The organism is Pseudoalteromonas sp. 2CM36K (genome assembly GCF_023161865.1).
GTDB classification, from domain to species: domain Bacteria; phylum Pseudomonadota; class Gammaproteobacteria; order Enterobacterales; family Alteromonadaceae; genus Pseudoalteromonas; species Pseudoalteromonas tetraodonis.
This window is the reverse complement of record NZ_JALNTK010000026.1, coordinates 37,662-54,661: the sequence shown is the minus strand read 5'-3', so window position 1 is coordinate 54,661 and position 17,000 is coordinate 37,662. Positions and strand designations below refer to the sequence as shown.

Sequence of the window (17,000 nt, the reverse complement as noted above, 5' to 3'; positions counted from 1 at the left end):
GCTGCGTAAGTCTCGATACTACCGAGCAACGGCTAACGAAATAAGAAGCATCGCCTGATAAGGCGGTGAGTAGTCACTGGTGATTTTTGCTATTTTTTTTGTAGTGCAATGTTCACGGTTAGCTAAAAAAGCGTATTTATATGTCAGTATCGGTTTAATGCTATGGATTGTAGGCTCTACTGCCGATGTGCTCGATGAAGTGATACGTCAGCCTTTTTGGATAAGTAATTACGTAGAAGACTTATGTCGCACATTAGGTATGCTAATTACCGCTTATGGTTTATTTAAAACCATGCACTTTATGCAGCGAATGCACACCCGCTTGGCGCAAGAATTTATTATGGATGATTTAACCAAAGTGTATAACCGTCGCTGCTTTTATCAGCATGTGAAGGGGGTTGTTAATAATCCTTACACTGTTTTAATTATAGATCTCGACCATTTTAAACGTATTAATGATGATTATGGCCACGATGTGGGCGATAAGGTGCTTAAACAGTTTGCTGATAAAGTGAATCGTCTTTTTAAAGATGAAAATATTTTTGCTCGCATAGGGGGGGAGGAATTCGCCGCTTACCTGCCTAGTTATGAGCTTGATGAAGTACTTAACTTCTCGCAGACTATCCTAGAGACTGCTCGCACTATTACAGTACAAAATCAGCGTTCTTTAACGGTCAGTATCGGTATTGCACATCGTACAAGCGACCAGACCTTTGATAATGTAATGAAACGTGCTGATCAAGCATTATACCGCGCTAAAAAAGCAGGCCGTGATCGCCTTGAGTTTGCTTAAACATCGTAATTTTATGAAATAGACTGCGCTTGTGCTATTTTTGGGAACTCTTGTTGCGAGATAAAAAGGAATTGTATGGATGAGTTAATCGGATTAGCAATTATTATATCTATTGTTATTGTTGTAGGTGCCATATGTGGGTTAGTAGCCTTAGTGCAATTGAACTCCCTTAAACAAGAGGTTGCCGCATTAAAACTAAAACTATTTCAGTTTGAGTTAAACGCAAATGCAGCAATAAATGAAAAATCTCCCGCTGATCCTCAAATAGATAATGTAAAACCTCTACACAGCTCAGATATTCCAGCCGCTGTTTATAAGCCAACCAGCATTAAAGCTACATCAGCTCGTAAAACTATAACTAAAAAGCCATCGAGTATTGCACTGCTTTTTAAACAATTACGTGCAGGCTTTGAGCAAAATTGGATGACCTGGATTGGTGCTATTGCTTTGGCTTTAGGTGGCGTATTTTTAGCAAAATACAGTTTAGAGGCTGGGCTACTTTCACCTGCAATGAGGCTCAGTGCCGGTGGATTATTTGGCATTGGCTTAATCGCCGCAGCGTATTATTTACATTATAAACGTATCGTTTTTGAAGGCTTTAATAATTACATTCCTGCAGCCCTGGCTAGTGGCGGCTTTATGACTTGCTTTGCCTTAATGTTTTTGGCCTATAACAGCTTTAGCATGCTAAGTGCTGAGTGGGCATTTATTGGCTTAGCAGTGATTGCTTTGTGCGCCAGTGCAATGGCGATTAAGTTAGGTCCTTTACTTGCTGTAATTGGCATTATAGGCGCATACAGTGTCCCTGTTTGGGTGAATACGGGCAGCGGGCAGTTATTTTCTTTGCTTATTTATGTTGCCCTTGTGAGTGTTGCTGCGACAGTAGTGGCACATAAAGTAAAGCGCGTTTGGCTGTGGTATTTATTATGGGCAGGGCATATTGGTTGGTACTTGGTTGGACTCACTTTATTTAACTACGACACAGTGTGGTTAATAGGTGCTTTTGCGTTATTAAGTATTTTAGGGTTAATCGCTATTGCACGCTTAGGATTAACCTTCAACACCCTTGAAGCACGCCCGCACAGCTTTAAACGATTAGTGAATTTATTTCCAGATCACGGGTTATTACTGGCCTTTATGGCGCCTTTAATGATTGCCATGTTGTTGAGTGTGTTTAATTTACAGTGGCAAGTAGTGGCATTGTTAAGCATCGCTTTACTTCTATTTTTAGTGCTAAAAAATAGTCGTTGGGATGCATGGCAAGGAGTCTCTTTAATGATTGCGCTGTTATTAGTGATCAGTGCTAAACAAACTTATACCTTTGATGATGCGTTATTTATTTTTAAAAACGAATACGGGCTAGGCTTATTACTTGCTCTGGGGTTAAGTGGCTATGGACTCTATTTTGGTAATAAATACCCAAAACGATTAGCTTTTCATTTGCTTGCTTCATTAAGCGTGTTTGCATTAGTTGGCACTTTGTATGCGATGATCCCAAATACGGCTTTAGCAACCGCTTATCCACTTTGGGCGGTATTGTTATGTTTAATGAGTGCGGTGTTAATTAAATTTACGCAAAATAATACAACCTTATGGCAGCGTTTTAGTTATTGGGTGGGAGCAAACGCCAATATCACTTTAGCAATTACTATGTTACTCAGCGATAGCGGCCTTACTATTGCACTGGCTATTCAAGTATTACTGCTGAGCTTATTAATAAAAAAATACAGTGTGGCTATGCCACACTGGCCAATAAAAGCCCTTGTGGCGGCATTACTTTTACGCCTTACCTTATCGCCGTGGACGCCTAGTTATGATGATCTAACTATCTTTGGTTTGCATTGGAGCTTAGTTGTTTACCCGCTGTGTATTGGGTTATTTTTTGCAGCGGCTAAATGTTTTAATACTTCAAAACTAAAAATATGGTTAGAGGGGGCAGCACTGCATTGTTTAGCGTTATTTGTGACAACCGAAACCAGTTATCAACTGGTAGGGCACTACCCACAGCTTGTTTCTTTAAGTTTTTATGAGCAAGTTTTGCTCAGCTGTAACTTGCTTGCTTTAGGCTGCGTTTATTTATATCGCGCGCAAAGTGCAGGGCAGCTGGGTAAGTTATACCGCACTGCAGGTTTGATTTTATCAGCGTTAGCTGGCTTATTATTAATCAATACAACGTTGGATGATAATCCGTTATTAATGCGTCTTTATGTTGGTGAAACGCCAATATTTAACTGGCTGCTTTTAATCTGGTTCGTCCCGAGCCTGCTGGCGTTATGGTTATCGAGTTTAGTTAAATCGTTAAATGCTAAATTGAGTCAAATTACACTCGGTGTGTCTGGTTTATTAGCCCTGTTAGCTATCAACACCTTGATCCGCCAATATTGGCAAGGCGGCTTTATTTACCTTGATAAGGCAACCAGTGACGCCGAGCTATATAGCTATTCGGTTATTTGGTTATTACTTGGCGCATTGGTGGTGATCGCCGGACATTTAAAACAGCTGCGATTATTACAAAATGTTGGTTTGGGGGTTCTTGGTGCAGTAATTGTTAAAGTATTTTTAATTGATATGGCTAATTTAACTGGGCTTTTAAAGGCATTATCGTTTATTGGTTTAGGGCTTTCGTTAGTCGGGCTTAGTTGGTTGTTCCAAAAACTAAGAAAGCGTAATTATAGCAATTAAGCATAGCTTTAAGCCCAGTACTTTACTGGGCTTAAGCGTTTATTGGTGGTTAAGTACTATGATTAAGCAGGGCCTTAAGTTTACCTGGTTTTACTGGTTTACTTAGGTAATGAATATTTTCAGCTTTGGTTGTTTGTTTTAGCTCTGTGTCACGCACCGCGGTAATTAAAATTGCCGGAATGTCGCTTTGCCAAGTCTCTCGCAGTGTTTTAATTAAAGTAATGCCATCCCAATCATTACCTAATTGATAATCCATTAAAATAACATCGGGCGCTGCATGCGCTTTAGCATACGCTAACACAGCATCAACTTTGTCGAATAAGGTGTAATTTGCCCGCCATTTTTTCAATAAGCTGGCCATCGCGGATAAGTTTTCAGGATCGTCGTCAACGGCAATAATATTAATCGCAGCGCGGTTGTCTACGATATTTTGATTTGTTTGTTTTTGTTGCACTAATTGCGCATCACCATAAGGCACTTCTATACTAAATCGACTGCCTTTATTAGGTAAAGAAACCACATCAATCGGCAGGCTCAGTAAATCAGCCATACGTTTAACTACCCCTAGACCAAGGCCTACGCCTTTATTGTCGCCCGCTTCAATTCGGTAAAAGTCGTTAAATATTTTTGCCTGTTCAATATCGCTAATGCCTGGGCCTGTATCCCATACTTCTATGCGTAAACTGTGTTTACGATTTCTGCAGGCAATTAGCACTTGGCCATTTTCGGTGTATTTAATCGCATTAGACAGCAAGTTTTGTAGTATTCGGCGCAAGTAGGTAATGTCACTATGCACTATTTGCTTATTTGAGCGCACTGTAAATGACAGTCCTTTATCGCTTGATAAAATGGCATATTCACTTTTGAGAGGGTCTAAAATATCGTCAATACAAAAGTGACGTGGGCTTGGGGTCATTGCGCCTTGTTCTAATTTTGCAATTTCGAGTAAGGCCGACATTAAATGCACAGTTGAATCTAAACTGTCGCCAAGCTTATTAAAATTATTTTTATTCGTGGTGTCTAGTTGTGTTTCATCAATCGCGGCAAGGTATAAACGTGCAGCATTTAATGGCTGTAAAATATCGTGACTGGCCAATGCTAAAAAGCGAGTTTTACTATCATTAGCCTGTTCTGCCTCGCGCTTGGCTAAAGTAAGTGCTTGCTCTGTTTGTACGCGGCTATCTATTTGTGCTTGTAGATTACTATTAATCGTTTGTACTTCTTGGGTGCGCGCTTCAATACGGTTTTCTAAGTCCATATTAATTTCTTCTAGCGCATTTTGAGTACTAATGTGAGTAGTAATATCAGAAAAACTGGTTACAAATCCGCCATCAGGAAGTGGGTTACCAATCATTTCATACACTTGGCCGTTTCGACGGTGGCGAATAAAGTGATGTGAACTACCATTTTTTAAATGCTGAACTCGCTTATCAACATGACGGTCAATTTCACCTGGGCCACATTCACCGCGCTCTGCGTTATACCGGATTATTTCCTCAATAGGTTGGCCAACTTGTAAAAAGCCCTCGGGGTAGTTAAACATTTCACTGTAGCGCTTATTCCAAGCCACGAGGTTTAGGTCTTTATCAACAACGGATAGGCCATGGCTTAAGTTCTCTAACGAGGTAAACAATAAGTTTTGATTAAACTGCAGTGCTTGTGTGGTTTCATCAAAAAAGTTTACCACCTCTTCAAACGCCATGCGTTTGCCCGACGATACGGTATGAATAAGCGCTTGCGCCGACGAGGCACCTAATACCCCAGTAAGTGCACGTTCGCAGTAAGCAATAAAGTCAGCGCGAGGGTGAGCATTGTTGTCGTTTAAGTCGTGATGAAGCGCATAGTGTGATAATACTTGCTGGCTACGTTGAATGCCTAAAAAGGTCTGTAGCAGTATTTTGAAGTCGTATACCGTGGCTTTTACATTTTTATTTAATCGGCGCGATAAAATAGCCTGATCTTTTGGATTAACAAAAGCAGCCGCTTGAATTTTATCGATTAAGCGCTCTTCAGCCCCTAGCGAAAAACTAATGTAACAGCCAATATTGGCGAACAACGCGATAAGTGTACCGCGTGTAATTAGGGTTTGTTGTAACTCACTGTCTAGTGGGTTGGGGGCATCTAAAATAGGCAACATTAAAAACAATACCCAACAAATAACCCCAGCGAGTAGCCCGGCATAGACACCATAGGCATGGCCTTTTCGCCAATATAAGCCACCTACAATGGCAGGCAATAGTTGCGATACCAATGAAAAAGCAACCAATCCCATACTAGCCAGTGCACTGCCATTACCAAACCATTGCTGATAGAAGTAAGCTAAAATAAGCACCCCAGCAATGGTAAATCGACGCACCAGTAAAATACGAGACTTATAGCTGCTGGTAATTAAGTTACGTTTAAATTTACGACGTAACATTAACGGCAGTACCACATCATTTGAGATCATGGTACTTAACGTTAATGTGGCTACAACAATCATGGCTGTAGCTGCTGAAAGCCCTCCAATAAACACAAACGTAGTTAAAAAAGCATTATCGTGCAACATAGGCAGTGCCAGTACAAAGCTGTCTGGTGATAAGCTGCGGCCTATTTCGGGGTGAATCGCAGCGGTGGCAATAGGTAAAATCATTGCTGCTGTTAATAGCAAATACAGCGGAAAGGCCCAACGCGCAGTGAATAAATGGCGCTTATCTTGGTTATCGACCACGGTTACATGAAATTGGCGTGGCAAACAAATAATAGCCGCTGCTGCCATAAGTGACTGGCCGATAAAATTAAAACTAAAGAAGTCAAAGTGTGTCCAATACATCCAAATAGACTCGGCGACTTGGCTAGAGCTCTCTGTAGGTAAATTAAATAAGCTGTATATCGCAAGCCCAGCAACGGCGGCTAAGGCAAACAGTTTAACTAAAGATTCAAACGCTACAGCGAGCATTAAACCTGAACGATATTCGGTTACATCAACTTTGCGCGTACCAAAAAATATAGCAAATAACGCCATCATTAACGTGGCCGATAGCGCCAAAATATCTCCTGATATCTGATTGCTGTTTTGTAGGAGTAAAAAGCTAGAGCTGAGTGCTTTTAATTGCAATGCAATGTACGGAATGGTGGCCAATAAGGCGATTATTGTCACCATAATGGCGGTGGTTTGACGCTTACCATAGCGGGCTGAAATAAAGTCGGCAATAGTGGTGATATTTTGTTTTTTACTCACCAGTACCAGTTTACGTAAAAAGCCTTGACCGAAAAAAAACAATAAAGCGGGGCCTAACAATATAGGTAAAAAACTCCAGCTACTGGTCGCTGCTGTGCCTACTGAGCCGTAGTAAGTCCATGAAGTGCAATAAATACCTAGTGCAAATGAATACACAAACGGGTGATGACTAATACGCTTGGCAAGTGGCGTGGTTTTATCCCCCCAATTAGCCAGCCAAAACAGCACGCCTATGTAGCCAAAGGCAACAATGAGTAGTACAGCCGTCATGTTTATTTAACCTTGTAGAATATTTTTATAATTTGCCATAACTATACCCAAACTATTTCAAGATGCGAGCGTCAGTTGGCATTTGAGGCCGTTTGGTTATTTACAATACCTGGCTGTGGATTAAGTTAGGGGTATATATTTTATTTATATTATCTATAAATAAAATAACCATTTGATTTTTAAGGTTTTATTTTAAATTGGTTGTTTGGTTAGACTAATGTCTTATTCCCACGCTTTACTCAAAAATTGGCGTAAACATCTCGCAAAAAAATTAATTAACTTACTGAAATTAAAGTAGTTCACTTGTTGTTTACTAATTAAACGCCTACAGTTTACAAAAACGTTAACACATTGTTACGACCATTGTCGCAATTCAATATTTGAGTAGCGTTGCTAAATTGATTAACGAATATAAAAAACCACCCATCGTAATCTTGCGATGTTTAAAGGGGAAAATAAAAATGGCTTTTAAAAATGAAGAACAAGCAAAAGCTTATTGGGCAGAAAACATTTCATTACTGTTTAAGTTATTAGCGGTATGGTTTGTGGTCTCTTTTGGCTTTGGCATATTACTTGTAGATGTACTAAATGAAGTACGTTTTTTTGGGTTTAAACTTGGCTTCTGGTTCGCCCAGCAAGGCGCGATTTATACCTTTGTAGCTTTGATTTTTGTGTACGTTTTCAAAATGAATACGTTAGATAAAAAATATGGCGTAGACGAATAGGAGCTCAGCAATGGATGTTCAAATACTCACTTTTATAATCGTCGGTTTAAGCTTTGCGCTTTATATCGGCATTGCAATCTGGGCTCGTGCAGGGTCAACAAATGAATTCTATGTTGCCGGTGGTGGTGTACCTCCACTAGCCAATGGTATGGCAACTGCTGCGGATTGGATGAGTGCTGCGTCATTTATTTCAATGGCAGGTATTATTTCGTTTGCTGGCTATGACGGTAGTGTTTACTTAATGGGGTGGACGGGTGGTTATGTACTACTGGCCATGTGTTTAGCGCCTTACTTACGTAAATTCGGCAAGTTTACTGTACCAGACTTTATCGGGGATCGTTACTACTCACGTACTGCGCGTTTAGTGGCTATTTTATGTGCCATCTTTATTTGTTTTACTTACATTGCGGGTCAAATGCGTGGTGTGGGTGTGGTGTTCTCTCGTTTCTTAGAAGTTGAAATTGAAACCGGCGTTTACATCGGCATGATTATTGTTTTCTTTTATGCTGTACTTGGTGGCATGAAAGGCATTACTTACACGCAAGTTGCGCAGTACTGTGTACTGGTATTTGCTTATTTGGTACCGGCTATTTTCATCTCGATGATGGCAACCGGTCACTTTTTCCCACAAACAGGGTTTGGTGCCACGCTAAGTGATGGTTCAGGCATGTATGTATTGGATAAATTAGATGGTTTAAGTGCTGAGTTGGGCTTTGGTCAATACACTGAAGGCTCGAAGAGCATGATTGATGTATTTGCAATCACAGGTGCTCTTATGGTCGGTACTGCTGGTTTACCACATGTAATTGTTCGCTTTTTCACTGTACCTCGCGTAAAGGACACACGTATTTCAGCGGCGTGGACACTGGTATTTATTGCTATTGTTTACACAACAGCACCCGCAGTAGCTTCGTTTGCCCGTGTAAACATGATTGACACCATTAATGGTAAAGACGGTAGCGGCACAGCGTATGCAGATGCACCAGCTTGGATTAAAAACTGGGAACGTACAGGTCTAATTACCTTTAATGATAAAAATGGTGACGGCAAAATGTTTTACACATCAGGTAAAATCACTGACCCTAATAGCGCGAACGAAGTAAACGTTGACCGCGATATTATGGTACTAGCGAACCCTGAAATTGCCGACTTACCAGCATGGGTTATTGCACTCGTTGCTGCTGGTGGTATTGCCGCGGCACTATCGACTACAGCGGGCTTACTATTGGTTATTTCAACCTCAGTATCGCACGATTTGCTAAAACGGACACTCAAACCGGATATAACCGACAAGCAAGAATTACTTGCAGCGAGGTTAGCAGCGATGATTGCTATTGTAATATCCGCCTACTTTGGGATTAACCCGCCAGGATTTGTGGCCTCGGTTGTTGCCTTTGCCTTCGGCTTAGCGGCAGCGAGCTTCTTCCCTGCAATTATTATGGGTATTTTCTCTAAATCAATGAATAAACATGGTGCAATTGCAGGCATGGTAACGGGTATCACCTTTACTGCTGCATACATCATCTACTTCAAGTTTGTGAGCCCTGAGCTTAATAGCCCAGAAAATTGGTTCTTAGGTATTTCACCTGAAGGGATTGGTTTAGTAGGTATGATCATTAATTTTGCAGTAGCGGCAGTTGTAATGAAAATGACTCAACCAACACCAATTGAAATCCAAGAAATGGTTGAAGGCATTCGTAATCCTAAAGGGTCTAGTGAAGCGCATGCTCACTAATCCATATAGCTAATGATATAACGCATCAAAGCCCGACTTAAGTCGGGCTTTTTATTTGTTTAAATAATGACTACATTAAATAATCGCTATATTAAATAACCATATTTCAGGTTAAGTCGCTTTTTTATTGAGGATGATTTATGAGTAATGAGCAACAGGAAGTCGCGCAGTTTATTAACAAGCAAGCGCCATTTTCAATGTTACAAGACAGCGCCTGCAGTTATTTTGTAAACCATCTGGATAGTATTTATTTGACCCGAGAAAACCAAACGCAATGGCTTAACAGTGAACAGCCTAAGTTATTTTTAATCCGCTCTGGGTTATACGATTTAGTCGATGCCAAAGGCGATACGGTAACGCGTTTAACTCAAGGTGATTACTTTGGTTACCCCTCTTTATTAACGGGAGATGCAATACAAAATAGCTTAGAAGTACAAAAAGAGGGCATAGTGTATATGCTCGACCAAACGCATTTTGATTATTTACGCCGAGAATATAAAGCCTTTGAGCAATATTTTGTCCGTGCACATGCAAATCGATTACTGTCATCGCATTATAAGAGCAACAACGACAGCTGGTCTGAGCGTAAAATATCAGAGATCATGACTCGCAAAGCGATAACGCTGCCCCCCGATGCCAGCATCCGTCATAGTGCTAAAAAAATGCAAGAGCATGGGGTTTCTTCAATCATGATCACCGAAAACTCGCACCTTGTTGGGGTGGTTACTGACCGTGATTTACGTAATCGAGTGCTTGCTGATGAGGTGGACCCCGCGCAAGCTATCAATAGTATTATGACCAATAAGCCTAAGTTTATATTTGAAAATAATCGTGTGTTTTCAGCGCTACACTTAATGCTCAAGCATAATATTCATCATTTACCTGTGCTTGATGAAAATCATAAACCGCTAGGTATGATCACTAGTACAGACTTACTACGCCAACAAAAAAGCGACCCTGTCCAGCTCATTGGCCGTATTTATAAAGCGCATAATGTCGCTGATTTAAAGCGTTACGCTAAAGAAATTCCTGAGTTATTAAAGGGGTTTTCTAATAATATTGATGATATTTCACTGATTGGAAAACTACTCAGCGGTTTAACTGATGCGCTAACCTCGCGGCTAATATTTTTATTTCAACAACAACATGGTGTTGCACCAACGAGCTTTAGCTTTATTTGTTTTGGCTCTCAAGCGCGCGAAGAGCAAACACTGCATTCTGATCAAGATAATGGCTTGTTATTACCCGATGGTCTAAACGATGAGCAGCACGCGTACTTTAAACAAATGGGTGAATTTGTATGTGAAAACTTAGTTGAATGCGGTATTCGTCGTTGCCCTGGTAACATTATGGCCAGCAGTGATGCGTGTCGAATGAGTGTCAGTGATTGGCGGGCGAAGTTTTTAAAGTGGATCACCAGCCCCAGACCCCAGGCAATGCTCAACTGTAAAATATTTTTTGATCTGCGTTTTATTGAAGGATCAACCACGCTTTATAGCCAGTTTTGTGAAGAGTTAACTCATATTTCTCGCAACGATCTTTTTTATGCGGCAATGGCCAGCGATGTGAATACCAACAGCGCGCCGATTGGTTTATTCAATAACTTTAAAACCGAAAAAACAGAGCAACACCACAAGTACATCGATCTTAAAAAGCGCGGGGTGGTGATCATTAACGATCTGGCAAGGTTGTATGCATTAAAAGTAGGCATCCGTCGTGCTAACACCCAAGAGCGATTAGACGCCTTATTAAAGTATTCATTGTTAAGCAAAGAAGATATTTATAATTTAAAAGATTGTTGGCGATTTTTAACTCAGCTTCGGCTGCGCACACAAATAAACGAAGAGGGGTTACCCAGCAATTGTATAAACCCAGATAAGCTCAATTCGTTAGAGCGTCATCAGCTTAAAGAAGCTTTTTACCTAGTAAAACAAGCGCAGCAAGGCGCGGCGTTTAAATTTTCGCGTGGGAGTTTGTAACAACAATGGTTAAGCAGCTTATTACTCGTTATTTAAAGCGCCGTCATTTGCTCGTGCAAAGTGCTTTAAAGCAACGTTATTTAGTAATTGATTTGGAATTAACAGGGCTTGCTCCTAAACAACATGAAATTGTCTCGGTTGCTTGGGTACTGATTGATAACGAATGTATCAAAAACAGTCAGTCGCAGCATTTGGTTAATAAAGAGGTGAAAAGTTTAGAGCAGAGCCCCGTTTTTCATGGCATTAGTACTGACTCGGTGGCACAAGGGCAAAGTCTACAAAGCATTTTAACGTCTTTAAGCGCTCACTTTAGTGACTGTATTTTAGTATTTCATAATGCCATGCTCGATTGGGGTTTTTTAAAGTTAGCACTAAAAAATGCAGGGATCACCCAGCGCCCCAAGTTGATTATCGACACCTTACAAATAGAAAAAAAGCGTCTGCTAAAACATAGCTCAGATATAAAATTAGACGATTTAACTCTTAATGAATGCCGTAAACGCTACGACTTACCAAGCTATCATTGTCATCACGCCCTTACCGATGCACAAGCCACTGCTGAGTTGTTATTAGCCCAATGCCATCAGATAAGCGCCGGTAAGGAGCTCAAAGTAGGCGAGTTAACGTAAGTTGGGCAGAGCGAAGCGAAACCCAACCTATAAAGAATACATAAATACTAGATTACTGAGGCAGTTTACTTTTGTTTTTATTTGTATAACTATGGGAACGTGTGATTTATTATGAATTCAAGGAACGAATATGAAACTTATCATCGCTATTTTTATTACCTTATTCCCTCTTATTACTTTTGCTCATTCAAGCGTGCCAGCTAATCGTCACATTGCAGTGCAGGGGTCAGCTGAGGTATTTGTTGAGCCTGATATGGCTCAAATTATATTTGAAGTAAAAAGCACTGAAGCTACATTCCTTGAGGCTAAACGTGAGCTTGATGACCGGATTAGCTTGCTACTTGAACAATCAGACAAATACGGTTTTGACCAAAACGATGTTTATATATCGGGTTTAAAAAGCAAGGTATACACTATGATTGGTACAGAATCTGGGACTGTTTCAGGCGATAAGTATTTAGCCCTGAAAACAGTTAAAGTCACATTAAAAGATATTAAAAAAGTCGATGAATTTATTAATTTTGCTCAAAGCTTAAAAATAGACAATATCGAAAAAATTAATGGTTTATCCTCTAAAGTTAATCAGTTAGAGGCAGAAGCAACACAATTAGCAATCGATAACGCAAAAGCGAAGGGAAATAAGCTCGCTCAAGCTTTTGGCGCTGAACTTGGCAACGTTTACAGTATCAGTGCAAATTCCGGCAGCTCAGATTACGATTATGACGCGGGCGGTGTTAAGCACATTATTTTATCTAGCAATAGAAATAGCGTGGTTGCTAGTAATAACGAGAATCCATTTATGCAGCAGCAATATTTAGGCGCAACAATAAGCGTTAAAGCATCAATAAAGGTGGTGTTTGATTTAAAACTAAAATAGCAAACAGTGCAAATACCCACTAGCAGGACTAAAAGTAAAAGTGCAGTGTGTGTTGATTATGACGTTAATTTAAAGTTTCTAATGCTTGGCTCTTATAATCACAAGCAAGGTCGATTACAATACCGCCATCTAAAAGGCGACGCTGCCTTTCTCTGTACGTAACTAGAGTGGATTTTATATTTCATGGCAATCAAACTTGCAATTAATGGTTTTGGTCGTATTGGTCGAAATATTGTCCGTGCACTATACGAATCAGGCTTAAGCGACGAGATCAAAATTGTTGCAATTAACGAATTAGCCGACCCTGAAGCTATTGCCCATTTATTAAAATACGACACCTCTCATGGTCGTTTTGCTTTTCCAGTTAAACTAGGTGAAGACACCATTAGCGTAGCTGATGACACTATTGCGTTATTTTGTGAACAAAATCCAGTTGAATTACCGTGGCAAACGTTAGATGTTGACGTGGTGCTTGAATGTACGGGGGTTTACCACTCACGTGAGCACGCACAGTTACATATTGCCGCAGGCGCTAAAAAAGTGTTGTTTTCACATCCTGCGGATAATGATGTTGATGCCACTATTGTTTACGGTATTAATGACGATGAGCTTAAAAGCGAGCATACTATTGTCTCTAATGGCTCGTGTACCACCAACTGCGTTGTTCCTGTTATTAAAGTACTCGATGATGCCTTTGGCATTGAATCAGGTGCTATTACGACTATTCATGCATCAATGAACGATCAGCAAGTAATTGATGCGTATCATCATGATTTACGCCGTACGCGTGCCGCCAGCCAGTCTATTATTCCTGTAGATACAAAATTAGCTCGTGGTATAGATCGTATTTTACCCAAATTTAAAGGTCGCTTTGAGGCCATTGCGGTCCGTGTACCGACCATTAATGTGACGGCGATGGATTTAAGTGTCACGGTTAATGCAGATGTAGATTTAAGTGCGGTTAATAATGCCCTTAAAGCACAAGCTAAAGACCGCCTTGAAGGTATTTTAAGTTACACCGAAGAGCCATTGGTATCGGTTGATTTTAATCATGACCCACATTCTTGTATCATAGATGGCACACAGACACGTGTTAGTCATAAACGACTGATAAAGTTATTAGTTTGGTGTGATAACGAGTGGGGATTTGCGAATCGCATGCTCGATACCGCGCGTGCTATGATGGCATTTAAGTAATATTTTAAACGTATTTGTAAGGGTCTGTTGACCTTTGCGGATTAATATTTGTTCAAACTAAGGGCAATTTAATCGCGGCGCGAGGTTTGTAACCTAGTGGGCTAAGTAAAAACCGAGCAACAAAGAGTTGATTGCCCCTAGGTAGAACCCTTTGGGCAGCGCCTGTTTGGCATTGATGCTGCGTTATCGCCTATTTATGGGGAATAACCACACCACATAGGCTCTGCCTTGCCTAAATACCACATAGGCTCTGCCTTGCCTAAATACCAAACAGGCAGCTGCAAATTCAACCTTGAAAGGTCAACAGACCCTAGGTTTAGTATCGTTAACTAAGGAGATGTTCATGTCGGTCATTAAAATGGCAGATTTAGATTTAAACGGCAAACGCGTATTAATTCGTGAAGATTTAAATGTACCCGTTAAAGCAGGTAAAGTGACGTCAGATGCACGTATTCGCGCTGCGTTACCTACTATCAAACTAGCGTTAGAGAAAGGCGCGAAAGTGATGGTTATGTCACACCTTGGCCGTCCTACGGAAGGGCAATACGAAGAAGAGTTTTCATTGGCTCCGGTTGTCGATTACTTAAATGATGCACTTGAGCAAACAGTTCGCCTAGAAAAAGATTATCTAAACGGCGTTGATGTTGCAGATAACGAAGTCGTTGTTTTTGAAAACGTGCGTTTTAATAAAGGCGAGAAAAAAGACGACGAAACCTTATCAAAGCAACTCGCTGCATTATGTGACGTGTACGTAATGGATGCCTTTGGTACTGCGCATCGGGCACAAGCATCAACGCATGGTGTAGGTTTATTTGCTGATGTAGCGTGTGCCGGTCCATTATTATCGGCTGAACTTGAAGCGCTAGGCAAAGCGCTTGATAACCCAGCACGCCCATTAGTGGCGATTGTGGGTGGCTCTAAAGTGTCAACTAAGTTAACCGTACTTGATTCATTGTCTAAAACTGTTGACCAGCTTGTTACGGGTGGCGGTATTGCTAATACCTTTATTGCAGCTGCAGGTTACCCTGTAGGTAAGTCCCTTTTTGAGGCTGACTTAATGGACGAAGCTAATCGCTTATGTGCAGCAGCAAAAGCTAACAAGGGTGAAATTCCGGTACCGACAGATGTTGTTGTGGGTAATGAATTCTCAGAATCAGCTGTAGCAACACTTAAAGATGTAAGCGAAGTTACCAGCGACGATATGATTTTTGATATTGGTCCTGATACAGCAAACAAACTTGCAAAAATTATTGCTAATGCGGGCACCGTTGTATGGAATGGCCCAGTGGGTGTTTTTGAATTTGATCAGTTCGGTAATGGTACACGTGCCATTGCCCAAGCGATTGCTGATTCAAAAGCGTTTTCAATTGCAGGTGGTGGTGACACTTTAGCAGCAATTGACAAGTACGGCATTAGTGACAAAGTTTCGTATATTTCTACCGGTGGTGGTGCTTTCTTAGAGTTTTTAGAAGGTAAAAAACTGCCTGCAGTAGTGATGCTAGAATCACGTGCTAAGTAATACGTAAAGTATTAGCTAGCCGTTAGGCAGATGTGGAGTGTCCGCATCTGCTACACTTAACTGATAAATACCTCTCACTTTTATTTATTAGTTATTTAATTCGAATTTTAGGCATTGAGCTTTAAGGTTCGAGGTGTAGTTATTGCACCAAACTAACAAATCCGTTCAAACTAGATAGTTTAATGACTATCGATAAATTGGAGAATACCCAATGGCTTTAATCAGTATGCGACAACTTCTGGATCATGCCGCTGAGCATGGTTACGGTGTACCCGCGTTTAATGTAAATAACCAAGAGCAAATGCGCGCAATTATGGAAGCGGCTGATAAAACAAACAGCCCTGTTATTGTGCAAGGTTCTGCGGGCGCACGTGCGTATGCCGGTGCACCTTTTATTCGTCATATGATTTTAGCGGCAGTTGAAGAATGGCCACATATCCCCGTGGTTATGCATCAGGATCACGGTACATCACCGGGTGTATGTCAGCGTTCAATTCAGTTAGGTTTTTCATCAGTAATGATGGATGGCTCGTTAATGAGCGATGGCAAAACTCCGTCAAGCTACGATTACAACGTTGATGTAACACGTAAAACAGTTGAAATGGCACATGCATGTGGCGTATCTGTAGAGGGTGAGCTAGGTGTATTAGGTTCACTTGAAACCGGTGAAGCGGGTGAAGAAGACGGCGTTGGCGCTGAGGGTAAACTTACCACAGAGCAAATGCTAACGAATCCAGAAGAAGCGGCAGATTTTGTAAATAAAACCCATGTTGATGCGCTGGCTATTGCCTGTGGTACATCACACGGTGCCTACAAATTTACGCGTCCACCAACCGACGATATTTTAGCGATTGATCGTATTAAAGAAATTCATGCGCGTATTCCAAACACGCACTTAGTAATGCATGGCTCGTCTTCTGTACCACAAGAGTGGTTAGAAGTGATTAACCAATACGGTGGCGAAATTCCTGAAACATACGGTGTGCCAGTTGAGCAAATTGTTGAAGGTATTAAATACGGTGTGCGTAAGGTAAACATTGATACTGACTTACGTTTAGCGTCTACCGGTGCGATTCGTCGTCATTTGGCAATGAACCCATCGAACTTCGACCCACGTAAGTTCTTAGCCGCTGCAACACAAGCAATGACTGACATTTGTATTGCCCGTTACGAAGCGTTTGGTACTGCGGGTCAAGCAAGTAAAATTAAGCCAATTTCATTGGATGAAATGCACCTTAAATACTTAAGCGGTGAGTTAAATCCAAAAATAAAATAATGAGCCAATAACGGCGATACTCTCGCACTCATTATAAAAAGCCAGTTGCTTACGCTCTGGCTTTTTTGATCTGTGGGGGATCAGTATTTTACCTAGTT

Annotated in this window: 10 protein-coding genes and 1 pseudogene; 10 read left to right on the top strand and 1 reads right to left on the bottom strand. The window is 40.9% G+C overall.

The window, feature by feature from the left end:
- Nucleotides 1–76: 76 nt before the first annotated feature.
- Nucleotides 77–793: pseudogene (locus MTN97_RS15430) on the top strand (GGDEF domain-containing protein); the annotation flags it as partial.
- A 75-nt stretch (nucleotides 794–868) separates the two neighbouring features.
- Nucleotides 869–3,475 carry a DUF2339 domain-containing protein gene (locus tag MTN97_RS15425; protein WP_248474808.1) on the top strand — a complete coding sequence of 869 codons (2,607 nt, stop codon included), beginning with the start codon at nucleotides 869–871 and terminating at the stop codon, nucleotides 3,473–3,475.
- Between the two features lie 49 nt (nucleotides 3,476–3,524).
- Here the strand turns inward: MTN97_RS15425 and MTN97_RS15420 are convergent, their stop codons facing one another.
- Entirely contained in the window at nucleotides 3,525–6,965 is a 3,441-nt protein-coding gene (locus tag MTN97_RS15420; protein ID WP_248474807.1) for a PAS-domain containing protein, read from the bottom strand.
- Nucleotides 6,966–7,426: 461 nt separating this feature from the next.
- Between MTN97_RS15420 and MTN97_RS15415 the strand changes: the two genes are divergently transcribed.
- The 8 genes from MTN97_RS15415 (at nucleotide 7,427) to fba (ending at nucleotide 16,902) form a co-directional block, all read left to right on the top strand.
- A complete protein-coding gene (locus tag MTN97_RS15415) occupies nucleotides 7,427–7,690 on the top strand; it encodes a DUF4212 domain-containing protein (protein WP_008464847.1) in 264 nt (87 codons plus the stop codon).
- A gap of 10 nt (nucleotides 7,691–7,700) precedes the next feature.
- Nucleotides 7,701–9,425, top strand: coding sequence for a sodium:solute symporter family protein (locus MTN97_RS15410; protein WP_036981444.1), 1,725 nt, complete (start codon nucleotides 7,701–7,703; stop codon nucleotides 9,423–9,425).
- A gap of 140 nt (nucleotides 9,426–9,565) precedes the next feature.
- Complete coding sequence (locus MTN97_RS15405) at nucleotides 9,566–11,404, top strand: DUF294 nucleotidyltransferase-like domain-containing protein (RefSeq protein ID WP_248474806.1); 1,839 nt, start codon at nucleotides 9,566–9,568, stop codon at nucleotides 11,402–11,404.
- 5 nt (nucleotides 11,405–11,409) lie between these two features.
- Nucleotides 11,410–12,033, top strand: a complete 624-nt coding sequence (locus MTN97_RS15400; RefSeq protein WP_069440146.1) for a 3'-5' exonuclease — start codon at nucleotides 11,410–11,412, stop codon at nucleotides 12,031–12,033.
- A 130-nt stretch (nucleotides 12,034–12,163) separates the two neighbouring features.
- Complete coding sequence (locus tag MTN97_RS15395) at nucleotides 12,164–12,910, top strand: SIMPL domain-containing protein (protein ID WP_248474805.1); 747 nt, start codon at nucleotides 12,164–12,166, stop codon at nucleotides 12,908–12,910.
- Between the two features lie 183 nt (nucleotides 12,911–13,093).
- Nucleotides 13,094–14,107, top strand: coding sequence for an erythrose-4-phosphate dehydrogenase (gene epd, locus MTN97_RS15390; protein ID WP_036981451.1), 1,014 nt, complete (start codon nucleotides 13,094–13,096; stop codon nucleotides 14,105–14,107).
- 343 nt (nucleotides 14,108–14,450) lie between these two features.
- The gene (locus MTN97_RS15385; protein WP_248474804.1) at nucleotides 14,451–15,626 is read left to right on the top strand and encodes a phosphoglycerate kinase; all 1,176 of its coding nucleotides are present in this window, start codon (nucleotides 14,451–14,453) and stop codon (nucleotides 15,624–15,626) included.
- Between the two features lie 211 nt (nucleotides 15,627–15,837).
- Entirely contained in the window at nucleotides 15,838–16,902 is a 1,065-nt protein-coding gene (fba, locus tag MTN97_RS15380) for a class II fructose-bisphosphate aldolase (protein WP_008111197.1), read from the top strand.
- Nucleotides 16,903–17,000: the final 98 nt, after the last annotated feature.